The sequence below is a fragment of the Romboutsia lituseburensis genome (genome assembly GCF_024723825.1).
Classification (GTDB): domain Bacteria; phylum Bacillota; class Clostridia; order Peptostreptococcales; family Peptostreptococcaceae; genus Romboutsia_F; species Romboutsia_F lituseburensis_A.
Genome location: NZ_JANQBQ010000001.1, coordinates 2,597,822 through 2,616,153 on the forward strand (window position 1 = coordinate 2,597,822; position 18,332 = coordinate 2,616,153).

At 29.8% G+C, this 18,332-nt stretch carries 22 protein-coding genes; 19 read left to right on the top strand and 3 right to left on the bottom strand.

Annotated elements, in window-relative coordinates; genetic code table 11:
- Positions 1–7: 7 nt before the first annotated feature.
- The 17 genes from atpE (at position 8) to NWE74_RS12890 (ending at position 14,493) form a co-directional block, all read left to right on the top strand.
- Positions 8–262, top strand: coding sequence for an ATP synthase F0 subunit C (gene atpE, locus NWE74_RS12810; RefSeq protein WP_258243404.1), 255 nt, complete (start codon positions 8–10; stop codon positions 260–262).
- An 84-nt stretch (positions 263–346) separates the two neighbouring features.
- Positions 347–847, top strand: coding sequence for a F0F1 ATP synthase subunit B (gene atpF / locus NWE74_RS12815; RefSeq protein ID WP_258243405.1), 501 nt, complete (start codon positions 347–349; stop codon positions 845–847).
- A complete protein-coding gene (locus tag NWE74_RS12820) occupies positions 844–1,386 on the top strand; it encodes a F0F1 ATP synthase subunit delta (protein WP_258243406.1) in 543 nt (180 codons plus the stop codon). The genes atpF and NWE74_RS12820 overlap by 4 nt, the downstream gene beginning before the upstream one ends.
- A 15-nt stretch (positions 1,387–1,401) precedes the next feature.
- A complete protein-coding gene (gene atpA, locus NWE74_RS12825; protein ID WP_258243407.1) occupies positions 1,402–2,904 on the top strand; it encodes a F0F1 ATP synthase subunit alpha in 1,503 nt (500 codons plus the stop codon).
- A gap of 27 nt (positions 2,905–2,931) precedes the next feature.
- Positions 2,932–3,795 carry an ATP synthase F1 subunit gamma gene (gene atpG, locus NWE74_RS12830; RefSeq protein ID WP_258243408.1) on the top strand — a complete coding sequence of 288 codons (864 nt, stop codon included), beginning with the start codon at positions 2,932–2,934 and terminating at the stop codon, positions 3,793–3,795.
- 15 nt (positions 3,796–3,810) lie between these two features.
- Positions 3,811–5,205: a F0F1 ATP synthase subunit beta gene (gene atpD, locus NWE74_RS12835; RefSeq protein ID WP_092727675.1), complete on the top strand. Its 1,395-nt coding sequence runs from the start codon at positions 3,811–3,813 to the stop codon at positions 5,203–5,205.
- Positions 5,206–5,207: 2 nt separating this feature from the next.
- Positions 5,208–5,468, top strand: coding sequence for an ATP synthase F1 subunit epsilon (gene atpC / locus NWE74_RS12840; RefSeq protein ID WP_092727676.1), 261 nt, complete (start codon positions 5,208–5,210; stop codon positions 5,466–5,468).
- A 254-nt stretch (positions 5,469–5,722) separates the two neighbouring features.
- Positions 5,723–6,103 (top strand): holo-ACP synthase, encoded by a 381-nt coding sequence (acpS, locus tag NWE74_RS12845; protein ID WP_258243409.1) that lies wholly within the window; start codon positions 5,723–5,725, stop codon positions 6,101–6,103.
- A gap of 4 nt (positions 6,104–6,107) precedes the next feature.
- A complete protein-coding gene (locus NWE74_RS12850; protein WP_258243410.1) occupies positions 6,108–6,569 on the top strand; it encodes a CBS domain-containing protein in 462 nt (153 codons plus the stop codon).
- A 20-nt stretch (positions 6,570–6,589) separates the two neighbouring features.
- Positions 6,590–7,180, top strand: coding sequence for a germination lipoprotein GerS (gerS, locus tag NWE74_RS12855; RefSeq protein ID WP_258243411.1), 591 nt, complete (start codon positions 6,590–6,592; stop codon positions 7,178–7,180).
- 14 nt (positions 7,181–7,194) lie between these two features.
- A complete protein-coding gene (gene alr / locus NWE74_RS12860; protein WP_258243412.1) occupies positions 7,195–8,355 on the top strand; it encodes an alanine racemase in 1,161 nt (386 codons plus the stop codon).
- A 31-nt stretch (positions 8,356–8,386) separates the two neighbouring features.
- Positions 8,387–8,671 carry a ribbon-helix-helix protein, CopG family gene (locus tag NWE74_RS12865; RefSeq protein WP_092727681.1) on the top strand — a complete coding sequence of 95 codons (285 nt, stop codon included), beginning with the start codon at positions 8,387–8,389 and terminating at the stop codon, positions 8,669–8,671.
- Positions 8,661–9,023, top strand: a complete 363-nt coding sequence (locus NWE74_RS12870; RefSeq protein ID WP_258243413.1) for a type II toxin-antitoxin system PemK/MazF family toxin — start codon at positions 8,661–8,663, stop codon at positions 9,021–9,023. Before NWE74_RS12865 ends, NWE74_RS12870 begins: the two co-directional genes overlap by 11 nt.
- A gap of 514 nt (positions 9,024–9,537) precedes the next feature.
- On the top strand, positions 9,538–10,365 hold the full coding sequence (locus NWE74_RS12875; protein ID WP_258243414.1) for a transketolase: 828 nt from the start codon (positions 9,538–9,540) through the stop codon (positions 10,363–10,365).
- Positions 10,358–11,293: a transketolase family protein gene (locus NWE74_RS12880; RefSeq protein WP_258243415.1), complete on the top strand. Its 936-nt coding sequence runs from the start codon at positions 10,358–10,360 to the stop codon at positions 11,291–11,293. Before NWE74_RS12875 ends, NWE74_RS12880 begins: the two co-directional genes overlap by 8 nt.
- Positions 11,294–11,428: 135 nt before the next feature.
- Positions 11,429–11,857 carry a hypothetical protein gene (locus tag NWE74_RS12885; RefSeq protein WP_258243416.1) on the top strand — a complete coding sequence of 143 codons (429 nt, stop codon included), beginning with the start codon at positions 11,429–11,431 and terminating at the stop codon, positions 11,855–11,857.
- Between the two features lie 230 nt (positions 11,858–12,087).
- Positions 12,088–14,493 (top strand): Lon protease family protein, encoded by a 2,406-nt coding sequence (locus tag NWE74_RS12890; protein WP_258243417.1) that lies wholly within the window; start codon positions 12,088–12,090, stop codon positions 14,491–14,493.
- Between the two features lie 108 nt (positions 14,494–14,601).
- On the opposite strand, the gene NWE74_RS12895 is transcribed toward NWE74_RS12890, so the two are convergent.
- Complete coding sequence (locus NWE74_RS12895; RefSeq protein WP_258243418.1) at positions 14,602–15,174, bottom strand: 5-formyltetrahydrofolate cyclo-ligase; 573 nt, start codon at positions 15,172–15,174, stop codon at positions 14,602–14,604.
- Positions 15,175–15,332: 158 nt separating this feature from the next.
- Here NWE74_RS12895 and NWE74_RS12900 point away from each other — a divergent pair, with 158 nt between their 5' ends.
- Entirely contained in the window at positions 15,333–16,484 is a 1,152-nt protein-coding gene (locus NWE74_RS12900; protein ID WP_258243419.1) for a S41 family peptidase, read from the top strand.
- A 53-nt stretch (positions 16,485–16,537) separates the two neighbouring features.
- On the opposite strand, the gene NWE74_RS12905 is transcribed toward NWE74_RS12900, so the two are convergent.
- Positions 16,538–17,407 carry an aldose 1-epimerase family protein gene (locus NWE74_RS12905; protein ID WP_258243420.1) on the bottom strand — a complete coding sequence of 290 codons (870 nt, stop codon included), beginning with the start codon at positions 17,405–17,407 and terminating at the stop codon, positions 16,538–16,540.
- A 222-nt stretch (positions 17,408–17,629) separates the two neighbouring features.
- Between NWE74_RS12905 and NWE74_RS12910 the strand changes: the two genes are divergently transcribed.
- Entirely contained in the window at positions 17,630–17,755 is a 126-nt protein-coding gene (locus NWE74_RS12910; RefSeq protein ID WP_258243421.1) for a hypothetical protein, read from the top strand.
- 95 nt (positions 17,756–17,850) lie between these two features.
- Here the strand turns inward: NWE74_RS12910 and NWE74_RS12915 are convergent, their stop codons facing one another.
- Positions 17,851–18,042, bottom strand: a complete 192-nt coding sequence (locus NWE74_RS12915; protein WP_258243422.1) for a hypothetical protein — start codon at positions 18,040–18,042, stop codon at positions 17,851–17,853.
- Between the last annotated feature and the right edge of the window lie 290 nt (positions 18,043–18,332).

An 18,332-nucleotide genomic window follows, 5' to 3' on the forward strand; every position in this document is an offset into this window, starting at 1 on the left:
ATTAATTATGGAAACAGCTTTAGTATTAGCAGGTTCAGCTATAGGAGCAGGTCTTGCAGTTGCGACAGGTATAGGTGCAGGAATCGGACAAGGATTCGCAGCAGGTAAAGGTGCAGAAGCAGTTGGTAATCAACCAGAAGCACAAGGAGATATAATAAAAACTATGTTACTTGGGGCTGCAGTTGCAGAATCTTCTGCGATATATGGTCTTGTTATAGCAATAATCCTTTTATTTGCTAATCCATTAATGAAGTTTTTATAAGAATAGTAGGAAAATGTTATAATTAGGAGATGGTTTTACCATCTCCTAATTATGGATTGTGATTGGTAGAAAGGAGGATAACACATGGAATTTAAGCCACTAATAGGTATATCATGGGAACTAGCTTTCCAACTTATAAATACTTTCTTAGTATTTTTACTATTAAAGAAACTTTTATTTAAACCTGTATTAGGTGTAATAGAATCTAGAGAAAAAGATATCAGAGAAAATTTAGCAGAAGGCGAAAAGGCTAAGAGCGAAGGTTTATCTCTAAAGAAAGAATACGAAGAAAAAGTTAACTCTGCTAAGAATGAAGGGCAAGAAATAATAAAACAAGCTACTTTAAGAGCAGAGCAAAAAGAATCAGAAATAATATCTACTGCAAAACAAGAAGCTCAAAGCTTAAAAGAAAAAGCTAGCAAAGATGTAGAACAAGAAAGACAAAAGGTTATGAATGAAATCAAAAATGATATATCAGACATAGCGTTACTAGCTGCATCTAAGGTTATTGAGAAAGATATAGATAAGTCTAAGCATGAAGAGTTAATAAATAACTTTATAAAAGAGGTAGGCGAGGCTAAATGATAAATGTAATCGCAGGAAGATATGCTGAAGCCCTATTTCAAGTAGGAGAAGAATCAAATTCAACTACTAAATTATATGACGAATTAAATGCAGTAGTAGAAGCATTACAATCTAGCAAAGAGTTAGATGGTGCTTTTAAATCTCCACTTGTTGGAAAGGCAGAAAAAAAGCAAATACTAGAAAAAGTTTTTGGAGCGAATGTAAGTGCTAACCTAAACAATTTCTTAAAGATAATGATAGATAAAGATAGAATGTCAGCTATAAATGCTGTTAAAAAATCTTATAAAGAATTATTAAATGAAAAGAATAACATCATAGAAGGTATCGCAATAACTGCGGTTGCTATGAGTCAAGATGAATTAAAGAAACTTGAAGAGAAACTTTCAAGTAAATACAATAAAAATGTTACTTTAGAAAATAAAGTTGATGAGTCTATATTAGGAGGAGTTCTAGTTAGACTTGGAAATGAAGAGATTGATGGTACAGTTAAGACTCGTTTATCGAATATGAAAAACCAATTATCTCAAGTAATATCTTAGAATGGCGGTGAACCCATGAATTTAAGACCTGAAGAAATAAGTGCTATAATAAAAGAGCAAATAAAGAATTATGAAAATAAAGTTGAGTTAACTGATACAGGTAGTGTTTTAAAAGTTGGAGATGGGATAGCAAGTGTTTACGGACTAGAAAATGCTATGGCTGGAGAACTTTTAGAATTCCCTGGTGAAGTTTATGGAATGGCTCTTAACCTTGAAGAAGACATGGTTGGGGCAGTTATGCTTGGTAATGACCAAGGAATAAAAGAAGGTGACATAGTTAAGAGAACTGGAAACGTAGTTTCTGTTCCTGTTGGTGACGCTTTAATAGGAAGAGTTGTAAATGCATTAGGTCAACCTATAGATGGAAAAGGACCTATAAATGCAGATAAGAGAAGACCAGTTGAATCTGAAGCTACAGGAATAATAGCTAGAAAATCTGTTCATCAACCACTTGAAACAGGTATAAAAGCTATAGATGCCATGATACCAATAGGTAAAGGGCAAAGAGAGCTTGTAATAGGTGATAGACAAACTGGTAAAACATCTATATGTATAGATACTATACTTAACCAAAAAGGTAAAGATGTTATATGTATATATGTTGCTATAGGACAAAAACGTTCTACAGTAGCTCAATTAGTTAATACTTTCGAAAAGCATGGAGCTATGGATTATACTATAGTAGTATCTGCTACAGCTTCTGAATCTGCACCACTTCAATTCTTAGCGCCATATGCTGGGGTTGCGATGGGTGAAGAGTTCATGTTCGATGGAAAGCACGTATTAATAGTATATGATGATTTAACTAAGCATGCAGTTGCATACAGAGAAATGTCATTATTACTTAAGAGACCACCAGGACGTGAAGCTTATCCTGGAGACGTATTCTACTTACACTCTAGATTATTAGAAAGAGCTGCTAAGCTATCTGACGATTTAGGTGGAGGTTCTATAACTGCATTACCTATAATAGAAACTCAAGGTGGAGACGTTTCTGCGTATATACCAACTAACGTTATATCTATAACAGATGGGCAAATATACTTAACACCTGAATTATTCTATGCAGGTATAAGACCAGCAGTTGATCCTGGTATATCAGTATCAAGGGTTGGAGGATCTGCTCAAATAAAATCAATGAAAAAAGTTGCTGGACCATTAAAGCTTCTTTACTCTCAATATAAAGAACTTGCTGCATTCGCTCAGTTTGGATCTGACTTAGACGAAGATACTAAGAAGAGACTTGCACAAGGGGAAAGAATAGTTGAAGTATTAAAGCAAGGTGAACATCAACCATTAGCTGTTGAAAATCAAGTTATGATGATACACGCAGTTACAAATGATTTATTAGCAGAAATACCTGTTAATAATATAGCTAGATTCGAAAAAGAATTATATGAATTTGTTAATACAAATTATCCAGAAATAGGAAAGAAAATTCTTGAAAATGGAGATTTCACTCAAGAATTAACTAACGCTATAAATGAATTTAAGAAAAAATTTGTTATAGAAGCGTAATCCTTTTTAAAAAAGGAGGTAACCCAATTGGCAGGAGCTGGAATGAAGGAAATTAAAACTCGTATTAAGAGTGTTGAAAGTACTAAGCAAATAACTAAAGCTATGGAATTAGTTTCATCTTCTAAATTTAGAAAAGCTAAAGAAAGAGCTGAAAGTTCAAAGCCATACTTTAATACTTTATACAACACTGTTCAAGATATAGCTAAAAATACGGGTAATAGTAAGAATGTTTTTCTTAAAGAAAGAAAAGTAAATAAAGCATGTTATATAGTAATAGCTGGTGATAGAGGTCTAGCTGGAGGTTACAACTCTAATATTTTAAAGGCAGTTGTTGCACATGAAAACTCTAAGGACGCAAAAGTAATTTCTGTAGGTAAAAGAGCTAAAGATTCATTATCAAAAAGAGGATATGAATTAGTTGATTTTATACCTACTGTAGAAGAAGCTACTTATGAAGATGCTAATAGAGTTGCTCAAGTAGCAATGGAAGCTTATAGAAATGGAGAAGTTGATGAGGTAAATCTTGTTTATACGCAATTCGTATCGGCTTTAACTCAAGAAGCGAAAGTAGTTAAATTATTACCGCTTACTATAGAAAACAATGATAATAATAAAGAAGTTAAAAAAGGCAAATCTGCAGTTCAATATTTACCTTCAGCTGATGCAGTACTTGGATATGTATTACCTAAGTATGTTTCAGGAAGTGTATATGGAGCAATAGCAGAATCGTACGCATCTGAGCAAGCTGCAAGAAGAACGGCGATGGAATCGGCTACAGATAATGCTAATGAAATGATATCTAAATTAGAATTAGTTTACAATAGAGCTAGACAAGCAGCAGTTACTCAAGAGATATCTGAGATAGTTGCGGGGGCTTCTTCAGCTCAATAATAAGGAGGTTAGGACATGGCAAACATAGGTAAAATAGTTCAGGTCATAGGACCAGTATTAGACGTTAAGTTTAATAGTGAAAAAAGCTTACCTAATCTATTAAATGCATTAGTGATAAAGCATGGAGATAAAGATATAGTAGTGGAAGTTTCACAACACGTTGGTGATGACACTGTTAGATGTATATCAATGAGTTCAACGGATGGACTTGTTAGAGGTATGGATGTTGTTGATACAGGAGCTCCAATAAGTGTTCCTGTTGGAGATGCAACATTAGGAAGAATATTCAATGTATTAGGTCAACCAGTTGATGGAAAGACTGCACCAGCAGATGCTCCTCAATTACCAATACATAGACCAGCACCAAGTTTCGAAGAGTTACAACCAACTGCTGAAATACTAGAAACTGGTATAAAAGTAGTTGACTTACTTGCACCATACTTAAAAGGTGGTAAGATAGGTCTATTCGGTGGAGCTGGAGTTGGAAAGACAGTTCTTATACAAGAGCTTATAAACAATATAGCTTCTCAACATGGTGGTATATCAGTATTCGCAGGTGTTGGAGAAAGAACTAGAGAAGGTAATGACCTTTACGAAGAAATGAGTGAGTCTGGAGTTATTAAAAAGACTGCACTAGTATTCGGACAAATGAATGAGCCACCTGGAGCGAGAATGAGAGTTGCGTTAACAGGACTTACAATGGCTGAGTATTTCAGAGATAAAGAAAACCAAGACGTGTTATTATTCGTTGATAACATATTCAGATTCACTCAAGCTGGATCTGAGGTTTCAGCGCTTCTTGGACGTACTCCATCAGCAGTTGGATACCAACCAACATTAGCTACAGAGATGGGTAAATTACAAGAAAGAATAACATCTACTAAGAGTGGGTCTATAACATCTGTTCAGGCTGTATACGTTCCTGCCGATGACTTAACTGACCCAGCACCAGCTACAACATTCAATCACTTAGATGCTAAGACAGTTTTATCTAGACAAATAGCTTCTCTGGGGATATTCCCAGCGGTTGATCCATTAGAATCTAGTTCAAGAGTTCTAGACCCTAATATAGTTGGTAAAGAACATTACGAAGTAGCTAGAGGAGTTCAAACTATATTACAAAGATATAACGAACTTCAAGATATAATAGCTATACTTGGTATGGATGAATTATCTGATGAAGATAAATTAATAGTTGCTCGTGCTAGAAAGATACAAAGATTCTTATCTCAACCTTTCTTCGTTGGTGAGCAATTTACAGGATTCCCTGGTAAATATGTACCATTAAAAGAAACTATAAGAAGTTTCAAAGAAATATTAGAAGGAAAGCATGATAACTTACCTGAATCAGCATTCTTATTTGCAGGAAATATAGACCATGTAATAGAGAAAGCAAAGGAGAGTAGATAATAATGGCAAGCGAATTTGCACTTGAAATTGTCACTCCTGATAAAACTTTCTACAACGGAAACGCTGAGATGATAATAGTTAGAACTACTGAAGGTGATAGAGGTATACTTAAAAACCACAGACCTTTAGTAACAGGACTAGCAACTGGAACTTTACGTATAAAGCAAGATGGAAAATTCAAAGATGCTAAAATCTCTGGAGGATTCATGAATGTAGATAAAGAAAAGACAGTTATAGTAACTGAATCTGCTGACTGGATATAAATAAATTTTTAAAAAAGGCTAGATGTCAATCTAGCCTTTTTTTTATATAATAAATTAAAAAATACAAAAAATAACAACCACTTGTTGTTGAAACTTATAATACAGTGGTACTTTAAAGAAATTAATATAAAACGTATACTAAAAAAGAGGAAATTAATAAAAAAAGACAAATTTAATATTAAAAAAGTATAACTAATTGAATATAAAAATCTAATAGTAATAAAATATAATATAAGTAATTTTGGAGATGCATTATGAACATACTTGATATAGGCATAGACATAATAGAAATAGACAGGATAAAAAATGCAATTGAAAGAAATCCTAGGTTTTTAGAAAAGATATTTACGAGAGAAGAAATGAAATATTTTGAATCAAGAGGAATGAAAATAGAAAGTATAGCAGGTAACTTTGCAGCAAAAGAGGCGATTAGTAAGTCAATAGGAACGGGTATAAGAGAATTTAATTTTAGTGATATTGAAGTGCTAAGAAATGATATAGGAAAACCAATAGTTAAAACTTATAATAATTTAAAACAAGTTTGCATAGATTATAATGTTTTAGAAATAAAAGTTTCTATATCTCATTGCAAAGACTATGCTGTAGCAAATGCTATAACTATAATTAAGGAGTGATAAAATGAAAAATAAAACAGCTAAGGACATAATGACAATGGATGTTATAGTCGCAAATAAATCTGATAGTATAGCAGATGTAGCACAATTGCTAATAAAAGAAAAGATAGGAGGTATGCCTGTAATAAGCGAAGATAGAGAAGTAGTAGGTATAATATCAGAGACAGATATCATGAAAAAAGAAAAGTATGTAGAGGCACCACAAGTTTTAAATTTACTTCAAGGATTAATTTTTTTAAATGACTTTAAGCAAATGGAAGAAGACATGAAGAGGATAGCAGCATATAAAGTAGAAGATTTAATGTCTACAGAGATAATAACAGTTCATGAAAATGATACTTTTGATGATGTTGCTAATGTTATGATAAAAAAATCTGTAAATAGAGTACCTGTAGTAGATAATAATAATAAATTAAAGGGAATTATATGCAGATACGATATAATAAGATCTATGTATAATGAATAAAATTAATTAGGGGGATTTTTGTGAAAAAAAAGTGGGCGATACTTACAATAGTAATAGTAGGCATCCTTAGTGTTTTTATAGGTTGTCAAAAAAGAGAGTCCACAAAAGAAGAAGTATACACCGAATTTCAAAAGAGAATTTCGGCTATGAAGTCATATAAATGTAGTGCAGACGTAGAAGTAATCGGAAATAAAAGTGCACAAAATTATACATTTATTCATACATATAATAAGCCGGATAATTATAAATTAGAAGTAGTATCACCTAAGCATCTTAAGGGAAAAACAATAGAATATAAACAAGATAAAATATTAGTAAAAAATCCAGATATAAATGATTTAATTCAATTACCTAATGTAGGTAAGAATAATCAATATATGTTTATTGGAGATTTTATAAAAAACTCATTACAAAATGAAGAGATTGATATAAAATTATCTAAAGAACATTTAATATTAGAAACTTACATACCAGGAGAAGATGAATACTTTAATAAGCAAGTATTATATGTAAATACTGAAAATAAAAACCCTGAAAAGATGGAGATACTAGACAAACAAGGAAAATCAAGATTTATTGTTAATTATAAAAATTTTGAGTACAAAAAATAAGGGGGACAAAAGACATGCAACATAAAATAACAGCTCCTACATGGGCGGAGATAAATCTAGATAACATAAAGTATAATATTAAAAATGTAAAAAGGTTATTAAATGAAGATACTAAGGTTTGTGCTGTATTAAAAGCTAATGCATATGGTCATGGAGCCGTAGAAATTGCAAAATTGCTAGAAAATGAAAATATAAGTCACTTTGCAGTTGCTAGGCTTGAAGAAGCTATAGAGCTGAGAGAGAACAATATAACACTTCCTATTTTATGTTTAGGATATATTCCAGAACAGAGTTTAGAGTTAGCTATAAGGAATAATGTAATTATAACTATATATTCATTAGAAATGGCTGAAAAATTAAATAATATAGCTAAACGAATAAAAGAGAACGTTTTTGTTCATATTAAGATAGATACTGGAATGACAAGAATAGGATTCCAACCGACGGAAGACTCAATAAAGGATATAAAAGTAATTAATGATTTAGAATGCATAAATCTAGAAGGTATATATACTCATTTTGCTACAGCTGATGAATTAGATAAGAATTTTACCAATATTCAAGTGCAAAGATTTAATTTTGTAGTTGATAAACTTGAGCAATATGGAGTTAATATACCGATAAAGCATGTATCAAATAGTGCAGCAACGATGGATTTACCTGAGTTGAAATATGATATGGTTAGATGTGGTATTGTTTTATATGGGCACTACCCTTCTAATGATGTGCTAAAAAAGAGACTTCAATTAAAACCAGTTATGACATTGAAGACAACTGTTGCCCATATCAAAGAAGTTAGTCCAAATGTTGGTATAAGTTATGGATTAAAGTATAAAAGTAGCAATAAAGAAAGAATAGTAACTATACCTATTGGATACGCTGATGGGTTTACAAGGATGCAACAAGATCCTAAGGTATCTATAAATGGGCATTATTTTGATGTAGTAGGTAGAATATGTATGGATCAGTGCATGGTTAAAATTGATAAAGACATAGAAATAAATATAGGAGACCAGGTAATAGTATTTGGAGAAGACAGTAGAAATGCTGAAGATATAGCCAATGATTTAGGAACTATAAATTATGAAGTGTTATGTATGATATCAAGAAGAGTTGACCGAGTTTATATGGAAAGAAATGCAATTTTACAAGTAGATAGTTATTTGATAAAATAAAATTGATAGTATACCCCCGGGAGGCGATTTTGTGCACAATAAAAGTAAGGAGAAAATCATATTTACTTTACCGGATTCTCTTGCGTCTGAAGTAGATCATATTGTTCAGATGGAGAATAGCAATAGAGAAGATTTTGCAAAAGCTGCTTTTCAATTCTATATAACCCAAAAGAAAAAAATAGACATAAAAGAGTCTATGATTAAAGGTTATAAAGAAATGGGTCAAATTAACCTATCATTAGCTGAATTAGGCATGACAAATGAAGTATCTTCCGATGATAACGTCGAAGGGAAGATAGCTCAAGGTGAGTATTAATTTAGATATAAGGCGAGGAGACTTATATTATGCGGATTTAAGCCCTGTAGTAGGATCAGAGCAAGGAGGGGTAAGACCTGTCTTGATAATTCAAAATGATATAGGTAATAAATACAGTCCAACTGTAATAATAGCCGCTATAACATCTCAAATTAATAAAGCAAAATTGCCAACTCATATAGAGATTAGCGCTAATGAATATGGGCTTAATAAAGATTCTGTTATTCTCTTAGAACAAATAAGAACTATAGACAAAAAAAGGCTAAGAGAAAAAATAGGTTGTCTAGATAAGAATATGATGGTAAAAGTTGATAGTAGTCTTCAAATTAGTTTAGGGCTATTTGTATTGTAAAAATTATTGATATTAATTAATATCAATAATTTTTTTACGTTTAATTAAATTATGATACTTCAAAAGCTTTAGATAATTACTGTAACTTAGCAATATCAGATATTGTGAATAGCGTAAAAATATATTGTTGAGCAACGAACGAAGTTGTTGGCGCTAAGAGTGAAGCGAATTTTTTATTTAAAATAAATTAAAGCTAGCAGATACTATTTAATCTGTTAAATAATTAGAATAAACATACTTAAATTGATAAATAGAAGAGTATAATAAAAATGATATACAAGTAAAAAATAAATGTAAAATTAATAAGTTAAGGATAAACATTTTAAATATATAGTGTGTAATAAAATATAAATAATATATATAATTAAGCTAAAAATAGAAAAAAGTATACATAAATTACTTTATTTTAAAAATAAAGTAAAAAAAACCTATAAAAGTGATATAATAATATGAGATTGGAAAAATACATTACATAAAAGTAATTTTTACTTTACAAACACAGGGAGGTAATTACATGAGAGACCATAAAGGATTAAATGAGATCACACGTATTATCAGAAAAGATATAGTCTCTATGATACATGGATCAAAGTCTGGACATCCAGGAGGGTCATTATCAGCTGTTGAGATATTAACAGCGCTTTACTTTGATGAAATGAATATAGATCCTAATAACTGCAAAATGGAAGATAGAGATAGATTTGTTTTATCAAAAGGTCATGCAGCACCAGTGTTATACGCAACTTTAGCTCAAAAAGGATACTTTGCTAAAGATGAGTTAAAGGGTCTTAGAAAAATAAATAGAATGTTACAAGGACACCCAGATATGAAGGGAACTCCTGGGGTTGAAATGTCAACTGGATCTTTAGGACAAGGTTTTTCTGTAGCTTGTGGTATGGCTATGGCGTCTAAACTAGATAACGCACCATGGAGAGTATATACTTTACTTGGAGATGGTGAAGTTCAAGAAGGTATAGTTTGGGAAGCTGCTATGAGTGCTGCTCATTACAAGCTTGACAATATGGTTGCATTTTTAGACTACAATGGTCTTCAAATAGATGGAGATGTAGAAAAAGTAATGAACATAGGTCCTATAGTAGACAAATTTAAAGCTTTCGGATGGAACGTAATAGAAATAGATGGTCACGACTTTGATCAAATATTTGCAGCTTTAGATATGGCGAAAGAAACTGTAGGAAAACCAACAATGATAGTTGCAAAAACTATAAAAGGTAAAGGTGTATCATTCATGGAAAATGAAGCTGGATGGCATGGAACAGCTCCAAGTGATAGTGATTTAGAAAAAGCTTTAGCTGAATTAGGGGGTGCAGACAATGAGTAAAATAGCAACTAGAGAGGCATATGGAAAAGCATTAGTTAAATTAGGACAAGTCAATGATCAAGTTGTCGTACTAGATGCAGATTTATCAAAATCTACAAAAACAAATGATTTTTATAAAGCCTTCCCAGAAAGATTTTTTAATATGGGTATAGCTGAGCAAAACTTAATAGGAGCAGCTTGTGGTCTTGCAACTGCAGGTAAAATTCCTTTTGCAAGTAGTTTTGCTATGTTTGCTACAGGTAGAGCTTTCGAAATAATAAGAAACTCTGTTTGTTATCCTAAGTTAAATGTTAAGGTATGTGCTACTCATGCGGGCCTTACAGTAGGAGAAGATGGTGCATCTCATGAAAGTATAGAAGATATGGCTATAATGAGATCTATACCAAATATGACAGTTTTAGTACCAGCAGATGGTGTAGAAGCTGAGCAAATGATATTTGCAGCTGCTAAAACTTATGGGCCTATGTATGTTCGTTTAGGAAGAAGTGCAGTGCCTACATTATTTGATGAAAATTATAAATTTGAAATAGGAAAAGGTGTAGTAGTTAGAGAAGGTAATGATGCTACAATAATAGCTTGTGGTATAATGGTAAATGAAGCTGTAGAAGCTTATGAAGCATTAAAATCAGAAGGTATAAATGTTAGAGTTATAAATATGTCTACTATAAAGCCTATAGATAGAGAATTAATAGTAACTGCATCAAAAGAAACAGGTGCAATTATAACTGCTGAAGAACATAGTATAATCGGTGGATTAGGATCTGCAGTAAGTGAAGTTGTATCTGAAGAATGCCCGGTTATAGTTAAAAAAGTAGGAGTTAAAGATGTATTTGGAGAATCTGGAACACCTGCTGAATTATTAAAAAAACATGGATTAACAGCTCAGGATATAGTTGTTGCTGTTAAAGAAACAATATCAAAAAAATAGTTAATTTTAAGCATCTTAAGTTATAACTTAAGGTGCTTTTTTGTATAATTTATAATTTTTATAAAAATCATAAATAAAAATTCCTTCTAAGGTTTGTATAACTTTCATATATTTAAAATATATGGGGGTGAAACTATGAATGTAAAGTTTAATATTAAAGGTGTAGTATATGGTATACTAGTGCTTGCTCTTATAATTGGAGGGTTTATAGCTATACCTAATATATTTATGGACAAATCTAAGCCTGTAGACTACACAATGGTTCAAAGAGAAGCTATACCTGAAAAAATACTAGATATGATGGATAAATATACTGACCAAGAAAGAGCTTTGGCTGTAAAGCTAGATAAAAAGATATATGTAATCGTAACTAGGGGTAATGATAATGAACACGGTATAAAAATGGACAAAATAGAAATGATAAAAGATGATGATAAAAATGTAATGAGAGTTAAGGTTACATACAAAGATAAAGAAGAATCTTATCCATACATAGTTGTAGAAACTAATCTTACTGACTTACCAGATAGAATTGAATTAAATGCAGTAAAAGAAGAAAATTAATTATAAATACATAGAAAACAAAGCTATCTCACATTATATATTGTTTGAATACGAATCAAATTGATATATATAATGAGATAGCTTTTTTATGATTAATAAAATGATGGTACGTCAAAACTTGTAAAAAGCTATTATATAAAAATAAAAAAATAATTTATTTTATATTTACTAATTATTTACCAGAAAGTAGGGAAAAATAAAACCTAAAATGATGTTGAAGAGGTGAATAATTGTTGAACATAGATAAATATAAAGTAAAAATAGAGGATTTAAAACCTAAAAATGTTTTAGATGATATTGAGTTCAATACAACAAAGGATATATCTCCTACAAAAGATATAATTGGACAGGATAGAGCTGTTCAAGCAATTAAATTTGGGTTAAAAATGAAGCAAAAAGGATATAACATATATGTAGCAGGTACAAGTGGTGTTGGAAGAACAAGTTATACACATGCTTTAATAAAAAATCATGCCAAAGAAAATCCGAATAAAAACATTAAAGATTGGGTGTATGTAAATAATTTTAAAAATTCGAATGAACCAACGGCATTATGTTTTGATGCTGGTCAAGGTAAAATATTTAAAAGAGATATTGAAGATATAATAGAAAAGTTAAAAGATGAGATACCAAAAATATTTAATTCAAAAGAGTATGAATACCATAGCAGATTACTAATGAGTGAATTAGAATCTAATGTGCAAAAAATAATTGAAGAATTAAATGAATTTGCTAAACCTAAAGGTTTTAAATTTCAAGTTACTGAAAGAGGACTAATGAGTATACCTATCAAAGAAGACGGGACCTTAATGCAAGAAGATGAATTAGGCAAGTTAACAGCAATTGATGTAAATAAGTTAAGAGAAGATGGCATTAAGTTAAATCAAGAAAGTAAAGATTATATAGATAAGATTAAATCATGTGAAGATGTATATAAAAATAAAACATCAGAGTTAGATAAAAATGTAGGGAGAAGCTTAGTAGGTTTTTATGGTCAATACTTATTAAATAAATATGGGAAGGATAAAAAAGCTGAAAGTTATATAAATGAAATTTGCAATGATATAGTAGATAATATCTCTAAATTTAAGTCTACAGGAGATGAAAATCAACAAAATCCTATGGCATTGCTTGGTATAATGCCGCATAAAAATGATGAAAAATTATTTAATAAGTACAAAGTTAATTTATTCATAGATAATAGTGAATGTAATGATTGTAAAATAATTATAGAGAATAATCCTACATACTATAACTTAACAGGATCAATAGATTATAAAAATGAAATAGGAGCTTTAACTACAAGTTTTATGGAAATAAAACCAGGAGCCTTGCACAAGGCAAATGGAGGTTATTTAATTATAAATACTAAGGATTTATTGTCAAATCCATTTTCATGGGATTGTTTAAAAAGGAGCTTAAAGACAAATAGAATTGCTATAGAGTCTTTAAATAAGCAGTTAGGGTATTTAGTTACATCAACTCTTAAGCCAGAACCTATAGAATTAGATGTTAAGGTTATATTAGTTGGAGATGGATATTATTATAGTCTTTTGTATGCATATGAAGAAGATTTTAGAAACTTATTTAAAATAATGTCTGATTTTGACATAGAAATAGACAAAAATAAAGAAACTATATATAAAACATTGCAATTAGTAGCAAATAAATGTAATGAAGAAAAGTTAAAGCACTTTGATAAATCAGCTGTTGAAAGATTAATAGAATATAGTACTAGATTAAGTGATAATAAAGATAAACTTACAGCTAAGTTTAACAAAATAGTAGATATAATATATGAAGCTCAAGCTGTAAGTTCTGATGAAAATGAATATATAACGAAAGAAGATGTTCAAAAAGCTATTGACTTAAAAATTTATAGAAGTAATAAGTATGAAGAAAAACTAAATGAAATGTTTGAGGATGGCACATTACTGATAGACATAGACGGAGAAAAAGTTGGTCAGATAAACGGTCTAGCAGTTATGGGAACCGGGGAATATTCTTTTGGGAAACCATCTAAAATAACTGCATCAACATATAAAGGTAGAAGTGGCGTTATAAATATAGAGAGAGAAATAAAGCAAAGTGGGAGTATACATGATAAAGGAGTATTGATTCTTAGTGGATATTTAGGAGCAAGATATGGAAAAGAGAAACCTTTATCTATAACCACATCAATAACATTTGAGCAAAATTATAATGGTGTTGATGGAGATAGTGCTTCAAGTACTGAACTTTATTCAATAATTTCGAGTATATCTGATATACCGATAAAACAGTATATAGCAGTAACTGGATCTGTAAGTCAGAAGGGTGAAATTCAACCTATAGGTGGAATAAATCAAAAAATAGAGGGATTCTTTGATGTGTGTAAGATAAAGGGATTCACTGGAAAGCAAGGAATTATGATGCCTATACAAAATGTTAAAAATCTTCTTTTAAAGGATGAAATAGTTGAAGCTGTAAAAGAAGGTAAATTTAATATATATGCAATTAGCAATATAGAAGAAGGACTAGAAATTTTAACTGGAAAAACTATAGAAGAAATAGATAATACAGTTAATGAGACTTTAGAAAAATATAGAAAAATAGATAAGGAAGAGGAAGAAAAAGACGATAAAAAGAAACAATAAAAATCTCCTATATTTGAAATTAAGTACTTTAAACCAAAGCTTAACTATCTGTACTTAGTAAATTATAACTAAATACAGATAGTTATTTTAAATTAATATATATGATATTTACTTATTAGGTGTTAATATTTGAGTTTCTGTAATTATATAGTCTAGTTGAGCATCATGATCTTCTTTAGGTACTGAATCAAATACTTGTAAATCAAAAGCTATACCAATAGTTATAGCATCTTTTTTTAGTCTACTTAAAAATCTGTCATAATACCCACCTCCATAACCTAATCTGTAACATTTTTTATCGTAGGCAACTGCTGGGACTATTACAATATCTATATCACTGACATCTACTTCAAGGCTAGGATCATTTTTGGGTTCTCTAATACCATAAGCACCGATTTTTATTCCATTATGTAAGTCCGTAATTTGAGTTGGAATTAATTTTCTTTCATCTTTTAATGTAATAGGAGAAGAAACAATTTTTCTAAGTGATATCAATTTTATAATTAAATCATCTGTTTTTACCTCATTGTTAAAATCTAAATAGAGCATAATATTATTAGCTTTATTTATACATTCTAATGATAATAGCTTTTCTGTAATTATAGATGAATTTTTATTTATAAATTCTATATCTTTATTCCTTCTATCAGCTATAACTTTTTTTCTAAATTCTTTTTTCATAAAATCTACCCCTTTTACTATGGTATAATATGGATATGATATCCACTATAAATTTTAGTATATAAGATTGAGAGAAATCAACATAAATGGTAAATGGTAATAAAAAGGATAGCTAGTCATATAATATATAATAGATTAGATAAAGGAGATGCAACGTAATGATTTCAAAGAAAAAAGCTATAATATATGGGATAGTTCTTGTGATAGTAACAGCTTTATTTACATCTACACTTCAAATAGCACTTGGGGATAGAGTTGTAATATCTAAAGAGATGTATGAAGGGTATAAAAAGTATAATAAGATGATTGGTTTAGAAGGAGCTGTAAAAGAAGACTTTTATAAAAAACCAGCTGATGATAAATTAGTCACAGGAGCAATAAAAGGTATGTTCTCGGGTCTAGATGATCCATACTCTCAATTCTATACGGAAGAAGAATTTAACAGGCTTAAGGAACAAACAAGTGGATCATTTGTAGGAATAGGGGTATTTATAAGCCCATCTTCTGATGACGGATATCTAACAGTAATATCTCCTATAGAAGGATCACCAGCAGAGAAAAGTGGTATAAAAGCAGGAGATAAAATTTTAAAGGTTGATGGAAAAACTGTATCAGCTAAACACTCAGATGAAGCTATTACTATGATTAAAGGTAAAGAGGGAACATCTGTAGAATTAACTTTAATTAGAGATGGAAAAGAGTTTAATGTAAAAGTTAAAAGAGAAGAAATTGTATCAAAAAGTATAAGTGGTAAGATGTTAGATGATAGTATAGGTTATATACAAATAACTTCTTTTAGTGAAAATACATATAAAGAATTTAAAACAGCATTAGATAAATTAAAATCTGAAAATATGAAAGGTTTAATTTTAGATGTAAGAGACAATGGTGGGGGACTATTAGACATATGTCAGAAAATAGCAGATGAATTAATAGGAGAAGGAACTATAGTTTATACAAAAGATAACAAAGGAAATACTGAGTATTTAAAATCAGATAAAGAAAAATTAGGCCTTCCTATAGCTATATTAACTAATGAAAATAGTGCATCTGCATCAGAAATACTTACAGGAGCTATAGTTGACAATAAAGCTGGGGTATCAGTTGGAACAACTACATTTGGAAAAGGATTAGTTCAAACTGTAAGAGAATTAAAAGATGGAACAGGATATAAATTAACAACAGCTCAATACTTTACTCCAAGTGGTGACTATATAAATGAAAAAGGAATTAAACCTAATATTGAAGAAAAAAATCCAGAAAAGCAATTAGATGCAGCTACAAAATGGGTTAAAGAGCAAATGAAATAAAGGATATAAAAAACAGGCTTAGTATATATTACGTAGCCTGTTTTTTATATAAGTTATATCTCTATAGAATATATTGTACAAAACTTTTCTTTAGGATTTAATATATTAATGAATTCTTTGTTTTTGAATTCTTTATTAGAATTTATATTATCTGCAAGCCCGTACCAAGGTTCAATACAAATAAATGGAGCAGTTGTTTTTGTATCTTTATAATAAGGTGTCCAAATACCTACAAGAGGAAAGTCTTTAAATTTAACAGTGACACATTCATTACTTTTGCTAGATTTTAACGATATTTCATCTATATTAGTGTAAATTAATGCATCGTTTATAAATAACTCATTATTTAAAGACAAATTATTAATATTACCTATATCGTTAACTTTGCTAGAATACGGTCCATCTAATGAAATTTTACTGACGTTGTCCCTATGTTTAAATTCAATAACATAGTCAGAAATACTGTTACATTCATTGAAATTAAGGTTAAACGCAGGATGAGCGCCTATAGAGAAGAAGATACTTTTATCATCAGCATTAATTACTGTCCATTCGACTTCTAAAGAAGCATTCTTTAGAGTGTATTTTATTAAAAGCTCAAAGCTATAAGGATAAAGTTTTTTAGAATCTTTATTGGAACTCAACTTATAAGTAATAGAATCCTGAGTTGAATTTAATATATCAAAAAACATATCTCTAGCAAAACCATGTTGAGACATGTGATATAAATCATTTTCTATAAGAGTTTCATTATCTTTAAGTCTTCCTACAAGAGGAAATAGTATCGGTGAATGTCTACCCCAAAACTTAGAATCACCATTCCATAATATCTCTTTATTAGCTTTTTTAGAAAAAATTCTAGTAATTTCGGCACCAAAATTTTTAGATTCTACTATTAAATTTTCATTTTCTAATATATTCATATAATCACCCCTATATTTATTTTAAATATATTATACAATAAAATAATACATGTAATAAAATTTAATGCTAAATTTAAATGTTGAATTGTGGAATAAAAAAAAGGAATTTATCTTAAAAAATGGATTTATTTAAGAAATTTTGTATTATAAATAGAAGGATATAGAGAAAGTGTATAGAATTATTATACATAAGTTAATAATGTTAAATAGGAAGTGATTAAAATGAAAAAACCTAGAAGTAAAGTTGTTAACTTTCAAGAATATAAGGAAAATAAAAGACAATTACAATTAGAAGTTAATAGAGAAGAGCTTTTAAGTTTAATAAAAAAGGCTGTAACCACAAAATAGAGAGTTTTTATAACTCTCTATTTTGTGGTTTGAAGAGGAAATGTACTCAAATACAAATTAAATTACTTCTAAATACTTAAGTTGATATTAAGGAGCTAAGACATTTTTAAATCATTCATATAATTTTGAAACTGATTAAACTCTTCTGAGTCACTTAATTCGACTACTTCTGAGTTTTCAGAATCAAAGTTTTTTAAGTATATAGTATAGTTGCTATCAACACAATCATGATAGATACATCTATACCCATCTTCATATAAATCTTTAAGCTTATTGAAGTTACTCATGATATTGTCTGCTATACATTATATATAGCGTCTCCTTTCATAAAATTTTAATTTGCAAATAGTACTAATAAGGCAATAAACCTTTATATTATATTGTGGAATTTTATAATTAATATTCTACATAAAATGATATTTAAATAAAAAATAAAATAAATTTAAAAAAAGTATTGACGATAATATATTGAGATGATATAGTATTACTTGTCCTTAAGAAACGGACAAACACAAATGCAAACAACTTTATAAAAAAGTGTTGACAAGTTAAAAATGATTTGTTAAACTCGAGAAGT